General features: G+C 54.0%; 11 protein-coding genes. 1 reads left to right on the plus strand and 10 read right to left on the minus strand.

Annotated features, from left to right (window positions below; genetic code table 11):
* Positions 1-10 precede the first annotated feature (10 nt).
* Together AUC60_RS15195 and AUC60_RS15200 are read right to left on the minus strand one after the other, a co-directional pair.
* The gene (locus AUC60_RS15195) at positions 11-475 is read right to left on the minus strand and encodes a multidrug transporter (RefSeq protein ID WP_087268920.1); all 465 of its coding nucleotides are present in this window, start codon (positions 473-475) and stop codon (positions 11-13) included.
* Positions 476-617: 142 nt separating this feature from the next.
* Entirely contained in the window at positions 618-2492 is a 1875-nt protein-coding gene (locus tag AUC60_RS15200; protein WP_144443265.1) for a hypothetical protein, read from the minus strand.
* 544 nt (positions 2493-3036) lie between these two features.
* Between AUC60_RS15200 and AUC60_RS15205 the strand changes: the two genes are divergently transcribed.
* Positions 3037-3624, plus strand: a complete 588-nt coding sequence (locus tag AUC60_RS15205) for a hypothetical protein (protein WP_087268926.1) — start codon at positions 3037-3039, stop codon at positions 3622-3624.
* Positions 3625-3655: 31 nt separating this feature from the next.
* Here AUC60_RS15205 and AUC60_RS15210 read toward each other — a convergent pair whose 3' ends face one another.
* The 8 genes from AUC60_RS15210 to algG all read right to left on the minus strand — a co-directional run bounded on the left by AUC60_RS15210 (position 3656) and on the right by algG (position 14496).
* Complete coding sequence (locus tag AUC60_RS15210) at positions 3656-4567, minus strand: hypothetical protein (RefSeq protein ID WP_087268929.1); 912 nt, start codon at positions 4565-4567, stop codon at positions 3656-3658.
* 507 nt (positions 4568-5074) lie between these two features.
* Positions 5075-6526, minus strand: coding sequence for a mannose-1-phosphate guanylyltransferase/mannose-6-phosphate isomerase (locus tag AUC60_RS15215; protein ID WP_087268933.1), 1452 nt, complete (start codon positions 6524-6526; stop codon positions 5075-5077).
* A 117-nt stretch (positions 6527-6643) separates the two neighbouring features.
* Complete coding sequence (locus tag AUC60_RS15220; protein ID WP_087268936.1) at positions 6644-7312, minus strand: alginate O-acetyltransferase AlgF; 669 nt, start codon at positions 7310-7312, stop codon at positions 6644-6646.
* A gap of 13 nt (positions 7313-7325) precedes the next feature.
* Complete coding sequence (locus AUC60_RS15225; protein WP_087268937.1) at positions 7326-8513, minus strand: alginate O-acetyltransferase; 1188 nt, start codon at positions 8511-8513, stop codon at positions 7326-7328.
* Positions 8514-8522: 9 nt separating this feature from the next.
* Entirely contained in the window at positions 8523-10100 is a 1578-nt protein-coding gene (locus tag AUC60_RS15230) for an MBOAT family O-acyltransferase (protein WP_087268940.1), read from the minus strand.
* Positions 10101-10296: 196 nt separating this feature from the next.
* Positions 10297-11418, minus strand: a complete 1122-nt coding sequence (locus tag AUC60_RS15235; RefSeq protein WP_087268943.1) for a mannuronate-specific alginate lyase — start codon at positions 11416-11418, stop codon at positions 10297-10299.
* A gap of 8 nt (positions 11419-11426) precedes the next feature.
* Positions 11427-12866 carry an alginate O-acetyltransferase AlgX-related protein gene (locus AUC60_RS15240; RefSeq protein ID WP_087268946.1) on the minus strand — a complete coding sequence of 480 codons (1440 nt, stop codon included), beginning with the start codon at positions 12864-12866 and terminating at the stop codon, positions 11427-11429.
* A gap of 13 nt (positions 12867-12879) precedes the next feature.
* Complete coding sequence (algG, locus tag AUC60_RS15245) at positions 12880-14496, minus strand: mannuronan 5-epimerase AlgG (RefSeq protein WP_087268949.1); 1617 nt, start codon at positions 14494-14496, stop codon at positions 12880-12882.
* Positions 14497-14510 lie beyond the last annotated feature (14 nt).

Raw genomic sequence — 14510 nt, forward strand, 5'->3', positions numbered from 1 at the left:
ATTCCTTGGATTAGTTTGAAAAACTACCTTGTAAATGCTCCGCGCGAAACTCCAGCGTCTGCGGGCGGTAGCCTTGGCGCAAGGGTGGTAGCGGCAAGCAATCTTGCCATTGACTACCGGCCTGCAGATCCCCCGGCCCGCTATATCGAGGGCCTGCATAAGCATCGTCGGTCAGGTTCACGGTATCACCGGGCGCATAAGCGGCGACGCGCCAGCGCAATTCTACGAGGGGAACCTTGTTGGTGTTATCAATCAGCACCAATAGCGGTTTACCAACTGGGCATTGGTCGGGGGCGTAATCCATGCGGATGCCCAGGTGTTCCAGGCGTCGGGTTTCCTGACTGTCTTGCCAGATGACCACCATCGCCACGATCCCCAGGCCAGCGGCAGCCGCGAGTGAAACAGGCAAGGCCTTGGCCGGGTAACGCAGCAGCAATACCAGCCAGGTCAGGATAAGCAGTGCGCCAAACAGCATGATTCGCGCCTCGTGAACAGATGAGGATGCATCGTACCGAAAGCGGGGTGGGGTTTGCTAATGGCTATGCGATAAGTCGGTCAGACGATTACGCATCCAGGGATTGCTGTCTCAAGGCAATCCCTTTACGTATTAACGGATTTTATGAGGGCGGGAAGAAGTACAAATAATCGGTTCTCTGTGAAAGATTACCAGCGGCGTCTACAGCCCGGACGTGATAACGCCCATAGCCTTCAATGTTGCGCACAAAACTCAGATCTGTTGTTTCGTCAATCTGCGTCCACCAGCGGTAGACTTTGTATTTGACCGCTGCAGCCACCCGATTCCAGCTCAAATCTATCGGTTGGTAAGTGTTATGGGCTATTCGAAACCCCGTGGGTGCCGTGAGTTCGGGAGGCGGTATGGGCTCATCACCGATTCTTTCCCATTTTCCGGAGTATTCATGAAAAATGAAATACTCCGAAAAGCCGGTAGGGATAGGGATGTCGAGCCCATAGTCCAGGTTCGATCCATCCAGCGTTGCGGCGAGTGATGCGCTGGATGCAATGTGCACAATGCTGGAGTCTGGAGCCAGCGGCGCTAGCTTGATTTGGGGCGACCAATGGCCATCAGCAAGTTGATAGTGAATGAGCTTGTCGTGTAAACCCGGCGCCGGAATTTCTGGCTCATCCGCGAGATAGGTCGTGGCCAGAATGCGGTACCTCAATGTTCCGTTGATAGCGCTCAATGAGAGCATGTCGCCAGTGTTGAGCAACATTGAATCAAACGGAAAGTCTATCCGGTTCGTGACGAGCTCGGTGGAGTAGGTGGCTGAACTTATAATCAGTACAGTCGAGTTTGTGGTCAGGTAGGCGGGGGGAGAAATTATCCTTGTCCAGCTGGCATTGCCAAGTCGCGCAATCAGTGCTCGGTTGCCGCTCGGTAATATGTAGCCGTCGGGGACTTGTGGGACATTAATGTCCGCGTATGGCCCCATTCGGATAAGTTTCTGGACATTTGCATGTATGCAGTTGTCGATCAGCCGTTGCCTCAGCGACCAGTCGGTGTTGATCACGAAAAACTTCTGAATATAAGAAAGTTGATTGGTTGAATAAAACCATTGACGGATTTTATCGGAGAAATCATCTGGGACAAAGGCCGGGAACGCAACGTACTTGGCACACTGAATCGATCTGAGTTCCTCATACGGTTTATCTTCTTGTGCTACCCGATCCATGAAGGCTTTGAGTGTATCTGTGGTAGGCGTGTTGGAACCTATCCAGCGATGGTTCACGCCAGGCCAGAATAGAGAGTCTCTTTGACCATCGTTATAGGCAATAACGACCGCTGGATTTTCATATTCCCAGATCTGGCTGATGGTGAGCGCGTTCATCCAGGGGGGAATCAAAATATCGTTTAATCTGGACTTTATCAGTTGGTGTAACTCCAGATGGGCGGCGGCGGTGAAGTTCTTGAACTGATGGAAGTCCAGAACAATGATTTCTCGTTTGGGAGCGCCTGCACCAGGCGTATGCGTCCTGAAGCGCAAAATCTCTCCCAGAAAATCGTTGGCGACAGTACGTTGTGAAACCAGATCATGGAAAATCATGAACCGTTTTGGATCCTCTGCGGGATAGCCGTCGAAAAACTGCACCCTCAAGTCCAGTACTCTGACGCCTGTCATCAACTGCTTGTACGGTGAGACGTCCTGGCAGGTATTGGAGTTAGGGCTGTAGGGAGCCTCTTTGTCGAAGCCCGCATTATGAGTGCCGGGCAATATTGCGTCTGCAATTCGCAACTTTCGAACCCCATCGTAAGTAGACATCCAGCTGCTGCGATGCAGATTATTGTAGGGGGTGCAAATTCCTCCCGAAGCGCTGCCCCCAGGGCAACCTGAGTCAATTGATTGCTCATCACTGTCGCCGGGAGACGGCGTGAGATCTTCTTGGTTTATGGAGCCTGATAGTGAAGCTTCGTCTTCTGTGGTCGAGGATAACGACGCTTGTTCAGGCGAAGCAGGGCGGTCATCGGTGTTCATTTCTACGACCTCTTCGAAATTAAAGGTTTCGTGGATATTTAAGCGCCAGACCGTTGAGCGTTGTCACTGTCATAACTGACAGTGACAATCTATGCAGAACAAATGTTGGGGGCGGAAGCGACCGCTCTAAGTCGGATTCTTCGCATCGTTTATTGCGAGCGTCGATAGGCATTGTTGCGAAATAGTCTAACTCCCATGGGTTCGGTGATCATCTGTAGGCGTGAGTCTTATGTCCACGACGCACCGTTGTCGCGAAGTAAACAGCTACAGAAAATGCATCTAGTACTTGCTGTTGTTTGATGAGAGCAGGCCAAGGTCTGCTAATGAGTAGAGGTGGAAGGGTTGGAAGCCTCCACAACGTCTAAAGGGACTGCAAACCATCAGCGGCTAGAATAAATACCGGGCACTTCTGGAAAAGGATTAGAGTCAGGTACTGTAGGCTACGTCATACAAGCTGACAGGATTTTTCGGTCTCAATACTCAGGTCAGCTAATTCATGGTTGTGCCGTTACACCTCTTATGTACACTGGCATGAGAGCCCAACATGAACCTCACTTTTATCGTCGATCAAAATCATTCGTATAAACGCGCAATTGAAATTGCCTATGAGAAAGCCAAAAGGGAGGGGGGAGTTGATGAGGCTACCGCGCGAGAGTGCGACTTTGTGATCAGTCAGCCGGAGCCCGATTATGTTTATGACGAAGTAAGATTTACTAATACGCTGCGCTTGCATGAGGGTTGTGTATGCCCTGCGGCAGCACTGAGCCCGCGGGATGCTTACGAACACTCAAAAATAGATGCCCGCAGGCGCGCTGCCGAGTGCGTTGCAACTCAAATGGATAGTATCTGGGTAGACGTCAAAAAGACGGTTGTCGGTGTTGATCCTGAGTTACTGAACGAACTAAGTTTCTCAGTTGATGAAACAGGCACCATTAGACCGGTCAGCAAATTACGTCCACTCGATGAGAAGGCGGAGAAACAGCTTTTTGAATTGCTTAATGATCATTCAGAATTCAAGAGGGCGGCAGAAGACTATATCTGGATGTTGGCGGGTTTAGTAGGGCGCATGATAGAGAGCTTGTCAGGCAACCATGCTCGGCATTTTGCCCACTCTTGTTTGCGAGAAGGCTAACCGCACGGGGAATGCCGTTAGCCTTCAAATTTCAACCGATGATTTTCATCGAGCAAATTTGTGTGATAGAGACGGGACTGATGCCAGTAGACGAGTTGCCTCGGACAGAAACGCGCCAGTGACCGCTATTGTAGGTTGCTTGCCATTTTCTTATAAAGTCATACACCCCGATAAAAGGGGTGGTCACGTGGCGCCCACTGCAACCCTGAAAACTGACGTATTCCACGATGCCTCCAGTGACGGTGACACGGCGCGATGTAACCTCTCTGGAGGGATCTTGGTCATCGGTATTTATGACAAATTCAACAGTAGCCCCCTCTAAAAGCTGACCTGTTGAGTCCCTGATATTCGTCGCCCACATAATTTTGTCTCTGAATGTTGATGTCGAGAAATAGGTTTCGGTATTCGGGCCTTCTGTTTCGATCCTGATGTTGTGGGCGTATGGAGCTGAGCCGAAATCAATGTTGAAGTATTTATCTGGTTGAAAGCGTACTCCGGCCGGGTAAGAAATTCTGAGCTGAACTTTCTGGCCGATGTTTAGTGGGGGCGTAATTAATGGTTCTGACGTAGGTAGAGGTTGCCAATCACCTGCGATGTTATATTCGATTTTCCAAAACGAGCCTTCAACCCCTCGCAGAACGTCGTTGATCATTACTTTCTGTCCACGCAACGCTGTGAAACTGTAGTATTTAACATCGCCAGCGCTCTCCAGTTTATCAACAATACTGTTGATTTTATCCGGCAGGTCTGTGATTTGGACATCGGTGACATCGGTTAACGCATCTGTGGGTTCTTGAGTACTCTTGCCTTCGAGGGTATTAGCTTGCTGGAGGGTGTCTGGGTCACAGGCCGGTGTGGCTAAAGCTGTAGAACCATATATTCCACTCAGCGCTAGAAAAATTGATGTCGCAAGCAGTGTTTTTTTAAGAGTGCAGTTGTTCATTGTAAGTCCTTTTATAATTTCTTCTTGCACGAATGTAAGTGCCGGGCGATACGCCAAACATACTTTTGTACAATGAGGTGGTTTGATTAACTAATGAAGTGACGTAATCATCGAGTGCGGTGTGCGGTCAATGCTGAAAGTGTAATTAAAAGTAAATGCGCTGCGCCTCCTGAAAGAACTCATAAAATTCTTACAGATGGCTGTTATAAATACTTGCGTTTTGCGTCTCTTTTTCCCACAGCGAGCGGTGTGCGGAAAGTCGAGTAAGGTAGGACGTCCGGCGTAGAACCTGTCGGAGCGAACTATTAGCGAGAGCTTTTTATCAGCCCCGTAGATGTGTTGGATTTACTGCCCTCACCGCGAATAAATTCCCGTTCAAAGAGTCAGGATCCATTTCGATTACAAAAAACGCAGACCAAAAAAAACCTCAACAACCTACTGCGGATGGGGTACGCAAAAGGTTGTTGAGGTGTACTGCTCGTTGCCGATTGCAGTTAAAACAGCAAATTAACGTGCAATGGTTTGCGTCTTGACGCCAGCTTCCAGTTGCGCGGAGCGACCGTAAACGTCTTCATAACGTTCGATGTCGTCTTCACCCAGGTAGCTGCCCGATTGGACTTCGATAATTTCCAACGGGATCTTGCCTGGGTTTTTCAGGCGGTGAACCGAGGCAATCGGGATGTAGGTCGATTGGTTTTCGGTCAGCAGGAACACGTTTTCGTCGCAGGTAACCTGGGCAGTGCCCGAAACCACGATCCAGTGTTCGGCGCGGTGGTGGTGCATTTGCAGTGACAGGCTGGCACCCGGTTTTACCGAGATGCGTTTGACCTGGAAGCGGCCACCCATGTCGACGGAGTCGTAAGAACCCCATGGACGATAGACTTCAAGGTGGTTCTGGGTTTCGCTGCGGCCTTGCTCATTGAGCGTGTTGACCATTTGCTTGACGCCCTGAACTTTGTCCTTGTGGGCAATCATCATGGCGTCTTTGGTTTCGACCACGACGATGTTGTCCAGACCGATCACCGACACCAGTTTGCCGTTGCCGTGGATCATGCAGTTGCGGCTGTCCTGGATAACCACGTCGCCTTTGGTGACGTTGCCATTGCTGTCTTTCTGTTGCACAGCCCACAGCGAGGACCAGCAGCCAACGTCGTTCCAGCCAGCGGTCAATGGCACAACGCAAGCGCGTTGGGTTTTTTCCATCACGGCGTAGTCGATGGAGTTGTCCGGGCAGCAGGCGAAGGTGGCTTCGTCGATGTCGATGGTGTCGCCTTCGTGCTTGCTGCGCTCCAGGGTCATCATGCAGGTGTCGTAGATGTCCGGATCGTGCTTTTTCAGTTCTTCGAGGAAGCGGCTGGCGCGGAACAGGAACATGCCGCTGTTCCAGTAGTAACCACCGGCTTCAACGAACTCGGTAGCGCGCTGTTCGTCAGGCTTCTCAACGAAGTGCGACACGCGGCTCACGCCTTCTGGCAGCAGCGCATCGGCAGTGGACTTGATGTAGCCATAACCGGTTTCCGGCTTGGTAGCAGGGACACCGAACAGGACCATTTCGCCGCGCTCTGCTGCGACGGTGGCCAGAGCCAGTGCGCGTTGCAGGGCTTTCTGATCTTCGATCACGTGGTCAGCGGGCATTACCAGCATCAGCTCGTCGTTGCCTTCGCTGAGCAGCAGCATGGCGGTGATGGCAACGGCTGGCGCAGTGTTGCGGCCAAACGGTTCCATGATCACAGTCTGGGTTTCGAGACCCAGTGCATTGAGCTGCTCGTTAACGATGAAGCGGTGCTCTTTGTTGCAGACCACGATCGGGTCTTGCATGCCTTCGAACTTCAGGCGCTCGAGGGTTTGCTGGAAGAGGGTGTGGTTCCCGGTCAGCGCCAGAAACTGTTTTGGGAATTGCTTACGCGAAAGCGGCCAGAGTCGTGAACCGCTACCGCCTGACAAGATCACTGGAATCATTTTGTTTCTCCAAGAGCATTTCGAAATAGGGCTGTACGTCGGTCTGTCGTTTCAGTCTTGTTTTTGTTCCGCGTCGGTCGGCCCGATGATGGATCGGGCCGGCTGACAAATCCGTAATTAGCGAGTTGCTACCGGTGGTTTTACCCACACCGGAGACAGGCCACTGCCGCTACCGGTGATGTACAGCACGGCAGCTTCGCCACGCTCCAGGGCAACCGGTTTCAGGTCAGTGACTTTCTTGTCGCCGTCGTACAGCGCCAGGCTGACTTTTACCGGGTTGATTTCACGCTCGCCGGTGCCTTTGGCGGCAACGGTTTTTACGACTTCGGTCTTGCCGTCAGCAGTTTTCAAGGTCAGTGCCTTGTCGCTCAGGTTCTGTACGCGAACCAGGGATTTCTGCTTGTTTTTGAACGGTGGTTCTTCAACCAGTTGTGGCTTGCCGCTGGCGTTGTTGACCAGGGTGTAATAGTGGTCGCCTGCCAGTTTCACCGGGACGCTCTGGCTGCCCAGTTTGGCGGTGTAATCACCTTGTGGCATGAAGCTGAATGCAGTGCTGCCCTGTGGCGCCACTTCGTTCATGTTGGTGTTGCCAACCGAAGCGCTGATCTCGGAGCTGCTGGCGTTGTAGACACGCACAAAGGTCGAACCTTTTGGTGCGGTTGGGCCGTACAGCGCGGAGTCACCGGCGAATGCTTGCAGGGTGAAGAGGCTGATACCGGCAGCCAGTGCGCAGGTTTTCAGCAGGCTTTTCTTGGCAGTGCGAGTGTTCGAATTCTGTAAGGTCATAAGGGTAGTCCTCTCAGTTTTGGGCCTGGTTTGGCGAGTCGGAAGATTTGACGTTCTGAACGACGTTTTGTTGCGTTTTGATCGCGTCAGGAGCAGCTTTTTTTAGCTGTGCAATCCACTGCTGATCAAAGTCTTTAAGGTCGTTGTGAACGGGCAGATAACGCTCCGGAAATTCCCAGATCAGGACTTGCGGCGGGCTGTTTTTGAACGCGTCGGTTTGCAAGTATTTGAGCATCGGCAGGATCGGGCCGTGGCCGTCTTCTGCGTAGTTCACAACATCACTGTGCAGCGCTTCTTTAAGTGCGCCGACGAAGTTCCAGTTCGGGTTGGCGCTGTAGCTGGTGCCTACCAGACCAACAGCAACATCGCTGTCGGCGAACAATGCGTCATCGCCTTCGGCTTGTGCTGCTACCGGATCGGTACTGCGCTGTTGCAGTTGATCAGGTTGCGGCAACAGGTTGCTGAACAACGGGTCAAGCGGCAGGAAGTTAGTCAGGTCGCCTTTGTAGGGCGTTGTTTCCTTGGCCTGAGTGACGAACTTTTCAGGCTCGCCGCTCAGTGGCGTCTGCTGGGCGATGACTTCGCCCAACTGCTTGGCCACAACTTCTGCACCCATTGGCGTCCAGTGAGTATCGGTACGCAGGAAGACCTGGCCGTGTTGCTTTGCACCTTGCAGCGGTGCAAGCAAATCAGGAGCAACCAGACCGGCTTGCGCCGCTTGTGCGTGGAACTGCTGATAAAGGTCGGTGTGCAAAGTGGCGGGTTTGTTGTCGCCAATGTGCTCCGGATACAGGCGGGTTTTGGCAGGAACAATTGCCAGTACCAGCTGTGTGCCTTTGGCTTTCAGTTCGTCACGTACGCCCTGGATGATTGCCAGGTTTTCCGCTTCGTTCTTGTCACCGTTAGCGATGGCATCGAACTCTTCATCAGTGAACAGCCACTGATCCTTGCCGAGTACAACGCCAGGACGACCTTCGTTGAACAGCTTGTAATCCAGCGCTGCCCAGAGGTTGGTGCCCAGGCGCTTGATCGGAAACTCTTCGTCGTAATGAGTTTCCGCAGCCTTGGCCCACTTGCCGTTAAGCACGGTGGTTTCAGGGGTTGTCGAGAAGCTGGCAAAACTGCGCAGCGACCAGATACCCAGTATCAGCAGGATAGCCAGAAACAGGCCGATGTAGAGGATGCGTAATGAGCGGGTCATGGCATGTCCTCAGAATTGGAAGTAAAGGAACGGCGAGAAGCTTTGCGCCGACAGTTTGAGAATCGAAGCAATGAACAGCAGCAGGATCACTGCACGCATTGCGTAACGTGGCCAGTCGGCAACCCAGTAAGCAGGCTGTACCTGAGCTTCAGTACCCACGATGTAGCCTGGCTCGTGAATGCTTCCTGGTTTGTCGCCCGGTACGGCTTTGATCATGCCTGGCTGCGCAGTGGCAGGGCCGTCAGCCTGAACGCCCAGATCCGGGTTGGTCTTGCTGGCAGCTTTTTCGGCAGGACGGTTGGTGTAGAAGTCGCGCAGACCGAAGAACGCCAGCGTTGCGTAAGCCACGACCATGGTCGCCACTTGCAGACCGGTGAGGCTTGCCTGGTTGAGTTCCGACAGTTTCCAGTCGCCGAAGCTGAACATCGCGCCGTACATACGGCCGGCAACGTGCAGGTTTTCTGCGCGGAAGATCACCCAGCCAGTGACCACGATCAGGAAGGTCAAAGCCCAGCGCATTACGTTGAATGTACGTGGAGCGGTGTTCAGGCCGATGGCTTTTTCGATCGCCAGCCAGACACCGTGCCATGCACCCCAGATCACGTAGGTGATGTTGGCGCCGTGCCACAGACCACCCAGCAGCATGGTCAGAAACAGGTTGCGATAGGTCGCGAACTTGCCGCCACGGTTGCCGCCCAGGGTGATGTACAGGTAGTCACGCAACCAGGTGGAGAGGCTGATGTGCCAGCGACGCCAGAACTCGGTGATCGACTGGCTGATGTAAGGCTGTTTGAAGTTTTCCATAAAGCGGAAACCCATCATCAGGCCCAGACCAATCGCCATGTCGCTGTAACCGGAGAAGTCAAAATACAGCTGCGCGGTGTAAGCCAGCGCACCCAGCCAGGCATCGCCTGTGGTCGGGTTTTGCAGGGCGAAGCAGTGATCGGCAACAACCGCGAGGGTGTCGGCGATGAACACTTTCTTGATGAAACCCTGCATGAAGCGCGTGCAGCCTTCGGAGAACTTGTCCAGGGTGTGAGTGCGGTTGTTGAACTGGTCAGCCAGGTCACGGAAACGCAGCACGGGGCCTGCAATCAAGTGCGGGAAGATCGCCACAAACGCAGCAAAGTCGATCAGGTTACGTGTAGCCGGGGTATCACCGCGGTACACGTCAATGATGTAGCTGATGGACTCGAAGACATAGAACGAGATACCGATCGGCAGCAACACGTGGGTCAGGATGAAAGGTTCCAGACCGACCGACGTCATCATTGCGTTGATGCTGTCGACGCCGAAGTTAGCGTACTTGAAGTAGCCCAGGATACCGAGGTCAACCACCACGCCCAGCAACAGCCAGCGTTGTGCCGGCTTGGTGCGAACGCCTGCCGCACCTACTTGCAGGCCGATCCAGTAGTTCCACACCGTTACGCCGATGAACAGCGCGAGGAAGTCCACACGCCACCAGGCATAGAACACATAACTGGCAATCAGCAGCAGCAGATTGCGATAGCGTTGCCCGCTCAGGTAGTACAAGCCGAGGAAGATCGGCAAGAACAGGAACAGGAACACGTTGGATGAGAACACCATCCTGATATCTCCGTTTATCCATCAGTCAAGGGCCTAAAGCCCCCCCAAACCCCCCATAAAAATATGGAGGTTGATGCGTTTACTGTTTCACCCTGTCTGTAGGAGCGCGCTTGCCCGCGATAGCGTCAGTTCAGTCCACGTTTGTGACGTCTGGCACGCCGCAATCGCGGGCAAGCGCGCTCCTACAGGGGATTACTTACGAGCCTTTGTCACCCTTCTCGTGCTCTGGGTCGTAGACCTTGGTCAGGTCACCGCCCAGGCGGAAAGTCTTGAAGGGTTGTTTTTCATGCTTTTCTTCAAGCACTTCAGGGCTGCAGGTGTAGAGCGAGCAGTACGGTTCAAGCCAGGCAAATTTCGGATCTTTCTTGAGGTCCGTCATGTCCTGTTTCTCACCGTTCTTGGCAGCGAAGGCTTCCGGGTTTTTCACGCCGGAGAGCACGCGATCAGCCAGACGCTTCAGAGCACCATTGTTTTCCGGACGCACATCCACGCCGTTGGCCTGCGCAAAGCTGGCGATCATCGCCAGTGGTGGCAACGCGTAGTTATGGTAGGAAAGGGCACGCTGACGACGCTTCATTTCGTTAGGCAGATAGCCTTCCGCATCGACTTGATTGGCAGCGACTTTGTATTCTTTGATCGCCCAGTCGAACAGGTCCTGGCGGTTGGTGGCGACAGCCGTTGCCATCACCGACCATGCGGCCCAGTACGAGTGGTTGTTGATTTTTTCCAGCGGCAGGTTGCTCCAGTCACTGATGACCTGGTCAGCCAGTTTGCTGAACCATGCCTCAATGATTTGCGCGTCCGCCTGACGGTTGGCCAGAGGCTTCGAATCGGAGAACTTCAAGCGCAGGTAAGCGGAGGACATACTGCCCAATGCCCATTTGCGCATCGACTTGCCGGTGTGGTTGAAGTCTTTGGATTCCAGCGCATCGGCCTTGGCCCAAGTGGTCATCATGTTCAGCGCGCAATCGAGCTGTTCAGGGCGACCATCGCGCATGTACTGCATAACGACTTTGCTGACACCACGCTCAAGGGTGGTGATGTCTTTGGTCGCGCTGCGAAAGGCTTCCTCGGACTGTTCGTTCAGGGTCGCACGCGCCTTGTCGGAACCTTCGTATTTGCTGCGAAACACCAGCTTGTCGGTGTAAGGCTTGGGAATGGCTTCACAACTGAAATTGTGGTCACCGGTTTTCATTTTTTCGATCGGAGCGTCGTAGCCCTTCGGCGGCACGAGGTTCGCGGCGCTGGCGGCCCCGGCGCCACCGGCCATGATGGCCAGTGACAGAAGGGTAGGTAACATCAGTTTCGGAGTGTGCATAGGTAGCCTCATAACCCGGCTTGCGCGGTTTGCTGCGCAGTGGCTGGGAACACGTTGCGTTTGCATACTTTCGCTTCGACTTTCTGGGGTGCAGTGCCCGCTTCCGGACCCTGGATTTCCAGTGCGAGCAGTTGCTGGTCAGCCCAGTCTTCATCTGTTCGCAGTTCGAAGGAGAAGCGCCCGTCTGTATCGGATGTTTCCGGTTTTTCGATTTTCAGATCTTCGTGACGACCGTTCATGTACCAGAGCCTGGCTTGCAGGACTTTGACCGAAGTGTCGGCAAAACGGATGTCGATCTGATTGCTGCCGTTGCGGATGTTCTTGATTCCATTCTTGCCGTTGACCAGCACTTCGTTGGTGCCGGTTTTCAGCGTGGTGCTAGCGCTCATCACTGCGGGTTTGCCTTCGCAGCCGTTGTCGAGCAGCGACATCATCTGGCGGTAAATGGTCTCCTGGTCCAGGCGGTACAGCGGTGAGAATTCCCAGATCAGGATTTTAGGTGGACGTTTCTGGAAGTCTTCACTGCCCAGGTACTGCAGCATCGAACCTTCCAGACCGCCGCCAGGGAAGGCGACGTTGAGGATGTCGGCACCGATGTACTCTTGCAGGAAGCCGGCGAAGTTATAGTTCTTGCCGCTGTGACTGGTACCGACCAGGGTGATTTCCGGGTTGCCGGAATCACCGAACAGGTCGCCGTCACCAGCCTCGCCTTTAGGCTCGGTGGTGAACTGGTCCATGTACTGAATGGCGTAGGTGTTGCCGCACAATTGCGCCGCCATGTTGTGCAGGGTGCCGGTCTTGCCCATGCGTCCCGAAACGTGGCTTTCAAATTCACGCTTTGGAATGTCGGCGTAGCCCGGAATCTTCTTCACGGTTTCAGCGACGATTTTTGCTGTGCGCTGAGCACCGTATGGCGTCCAGTGCTGGTCGCCACGGAAGTAGAAGTCGTGCGCCTGTTGCTCGTTGGTCAACGGCGACAGATCAGGTACCCAGTAGCCCATCTTGTCGAAGCGACCGAGCATGGCCTTGTAGTTGTTCAGTGCTTTTTCGTAGTCGAACTTGTCGCGCTCGGCAGGGAACAGCTTGTTGCGATCTACCAGGCCACGTGTGGGTTGGTAAACCACCACCAACTCAACGCCTTTGCTCTTGAACGCATCGTGCAGCTGTTGCATGCGGCGATAGCCTTCAGGCGTAGTGTTGAATTCGGTACGCAGGTCTTCCTGGGTCCGGAACAACCAGTCGCCTTGCGCTTGTACCAGCGTGGTGAAGTTCTGCTGATAGCGCGTGGTGTAGTTTCTTGCGTCATGCGCTTGCGGGCACAGCTGGCAGCAAGGCTCGGCTGTGAAGTTCGGCGCCTGCACCTCGTCGGCACGTGCGCCGCCGCTGATTGCGATCAGGGCTGCGGTCAGGCCGGACAGGCTGAGTAACTTGATCATGTGTGCGTGCATAAAAATTACCTTCTCAGTCCTGAAGTTCTTTCTGGCTTTCGACCGGATCAATCAGAACGGCTTTTTGTTGGCGAACCAGCAGGTCGAGGATTTCGTCCTGACGGTCACCCAATACGCCGTTGAAGCTGATGCCGCTGGTCTTGCTCGGAGCCAGCATTGCCACACGATAGAGTTCGATACTCAGCGGGGAGTCGATGGACAGCGGGCCTGAGCTGTTACCGGTCAGCTCGCCACCGACCACGATCAAGGAAACCTTGGTGTCGAACGGGTCGAGGGCGATGTCGCGGTCGGTGTCGCTCAGGTCCTTGATGTGTCCGTAAACACCCAGTAGACCGTTAGCCATGGCGATGTTTTCGTACAGCTTGATGTTCACGCTGTTACGTACGCGGATGCCGTGACGACGATTGGCAATGACCTTGTTGCCCCACAGCAGGTTGTCGCCGCTTTCATACAGGGTGATGCCGTCGGTGTGGTTCTTGTAGATCTCGTTGTAAGCGACGATGTTGTTGACGCTGTTACGGTCCAGAACAAGGCCGGACAATTTGTTGTCGTGGCTCTTGTTGTTGAAGATGAAGCTGTCGTTCACCTCACGGGAAATAATGATCCCGTGCTTTTTCTTGGTTCCGTAGACGTTGTTCTCGGCAATGATCAGACCGTGGGAACGGTCATGCGGGTCAATGCCGTAAACAATGTTGTCGCGGTAGGTGCTGCTTTTGACTACGAAGTCTTTGGTTTCGTAGCAGTAGAAGCCGTACCACATATCAGAGAACTCCGAACCGACGATCCAGCCGGTTGGATCGGGCTTGTTCATCTGCTTGGCGGTGTTGGGCGTGTACTGAGAAATACTCACACCGTAGGACTTGCTCTGGTCGTAGCCCAGGCTCGCCATTTTGGTGTTGATGATGTAAGTCTCGGAACCACCCCAGGACAGCAGGAACGGACGGAATTCCTTGGGCGTACGGAAAGTCGACAGGCTGTTGGTCTTTTCGCGCCAGCCGTTGAGCTGGGTGTCGCTCATGAACAGCTTGCCTTCGTTGACCAGGAACGAGCCCTTTTCCTGTGACAGGCGCAACTCGTGCGCTTTCTTGTCCACCTCGAAGGTCGCGTCAGCCTTGACCAGAATCGGCAGGCGGGCAATGTAAACGCCCGGCGACACTTCGCTCAGGTATTGCTTGGGGACCTTTTTAGCCAGGTCCTGGATGTTCATGTAGCCGCCTTCAATCACGATCGCTTGAGGGATGCCTTGTTGGCGGGCAACCCATTCGGCCATCTTGTTGTCACCGCCAACGAACTCCTTCAGACCGACTTCTTCCATGATTCGGGTGATGCGAACCTTGCCAGGCTTGCTGCGCACGATTTTCTTCGCGGCAGCTTCGGCGGTGTAGCCCGAAATGTCCGGCAACTGCGGTTTGTCCAGCGCCAGTGTTTCCACCGGCGGGCTGCTGATGGTGTAGCTCTTGGCTTCTTGCAGCTCTTTGACCATGCCTGGGGTGGTCGCCTGAGCCGGGCTGGCCGGCGCGGTGGCGGCCATGGCGGAGCTGGCGAGCAACAGCGCGCCGCTCAGCACTGCGCTTTCGAGCAGTGCATGTGGCCATGCGCGGTTGCGCAGACTGCTTGCTTGACTGTTCATCTCATCGCACTCCT

The organism is Pseudomonas caspiana (genome assembly GCF_002158995.1).
GTDB classification, from domain to species: Bacteria; Pseudomonadota; Gammaproteobacteria; order Pseudomonadales; family Pseudomonadaceae; genus Aquipseudomonas; species Aquipseudomonas caspiana.

Excerpts from the sequence above, each read along its gene's own strand:
- AUC60_RS15235 (WP_087268943.1), bottom strand. The coding sequence starts at position 11,418 with ATGCACACTCCGAAACTGATGTTACCTACCCTTCTGTCACTGGCCATC.
- AUC60_RS15195 (WP_087268920.1), bottom strand. The coding sequence starts at position 475 with ATGCTGTTTGGCGCACTGCTTATCCTGACCTGGCTGGTATTGCTGCTG.
- AUC60_RS15225 (WP_087268937.1), bottom strand. The coding sequence starts at position 8,513 with ATGACCCGCTCATTACGCATCCTCTACATCGGCCTGTTTCTGGCTATC.
- AUC60_RS15220 (WP_087268936.1), bottom strand. The coding sequence starts at position 7,312 with ATGACCTTACAGAATTCGAACACTCGCACTGCCAAGAAAAGCCTGCTG.
- AUC60_RS15230 (WP_087268940.1), bottom strand. The coding sequence starts at position 10,100 with ATGGTGTTCTCATCCAACGTGTTCCTGTTCCTGTTCTTGCCGATCTTC.
- AUC60_RS15215 (WP_087268933.1), bottom strand. The coding sequence starts at position 6,526 with ATGATTCCAGTGATCTTGTCAGGCGGTAGCGGTTCACGACTCTGGCCG.
- AUC60_RS15205 (WP_087268926.1), top strand. The coding sequence starts at position 3,037 with ATGAACCTCACTTTTATCGTCGATCAAAATCATTCGTATAAACGCGCA.
- algG (WP_087268949.1), bottom strand. The coding sequence starts at position 14,496 with ATGAACAGTCAAGCAAGCAGTCTGCGCAACCGCGCATGGCCACATGCA.
- AUC60_RS15200 (WP_144443265.1), bottom strand. The coding sequence starts at position 2,492 with ATGAACACCGATGACCGCCCTGCTTCGCCTGAACAAGCGTCGTTATCC.
- AUC60_RS15240 (WP_087268946.1), bottom strand. The coding sequence starts at position 12,866 with ATGCACGCACACATGATCAAGTTACTCAGCCTGTCCGGCCTGACCGCA.
- AUC60_RS15210 (WP_087268929.1), bottom strand. The coding sequence starts at position 4,567 with ATGAACAACTGCACTCTTAAAAAAACACTGCTTGCGACATCAATTTTT.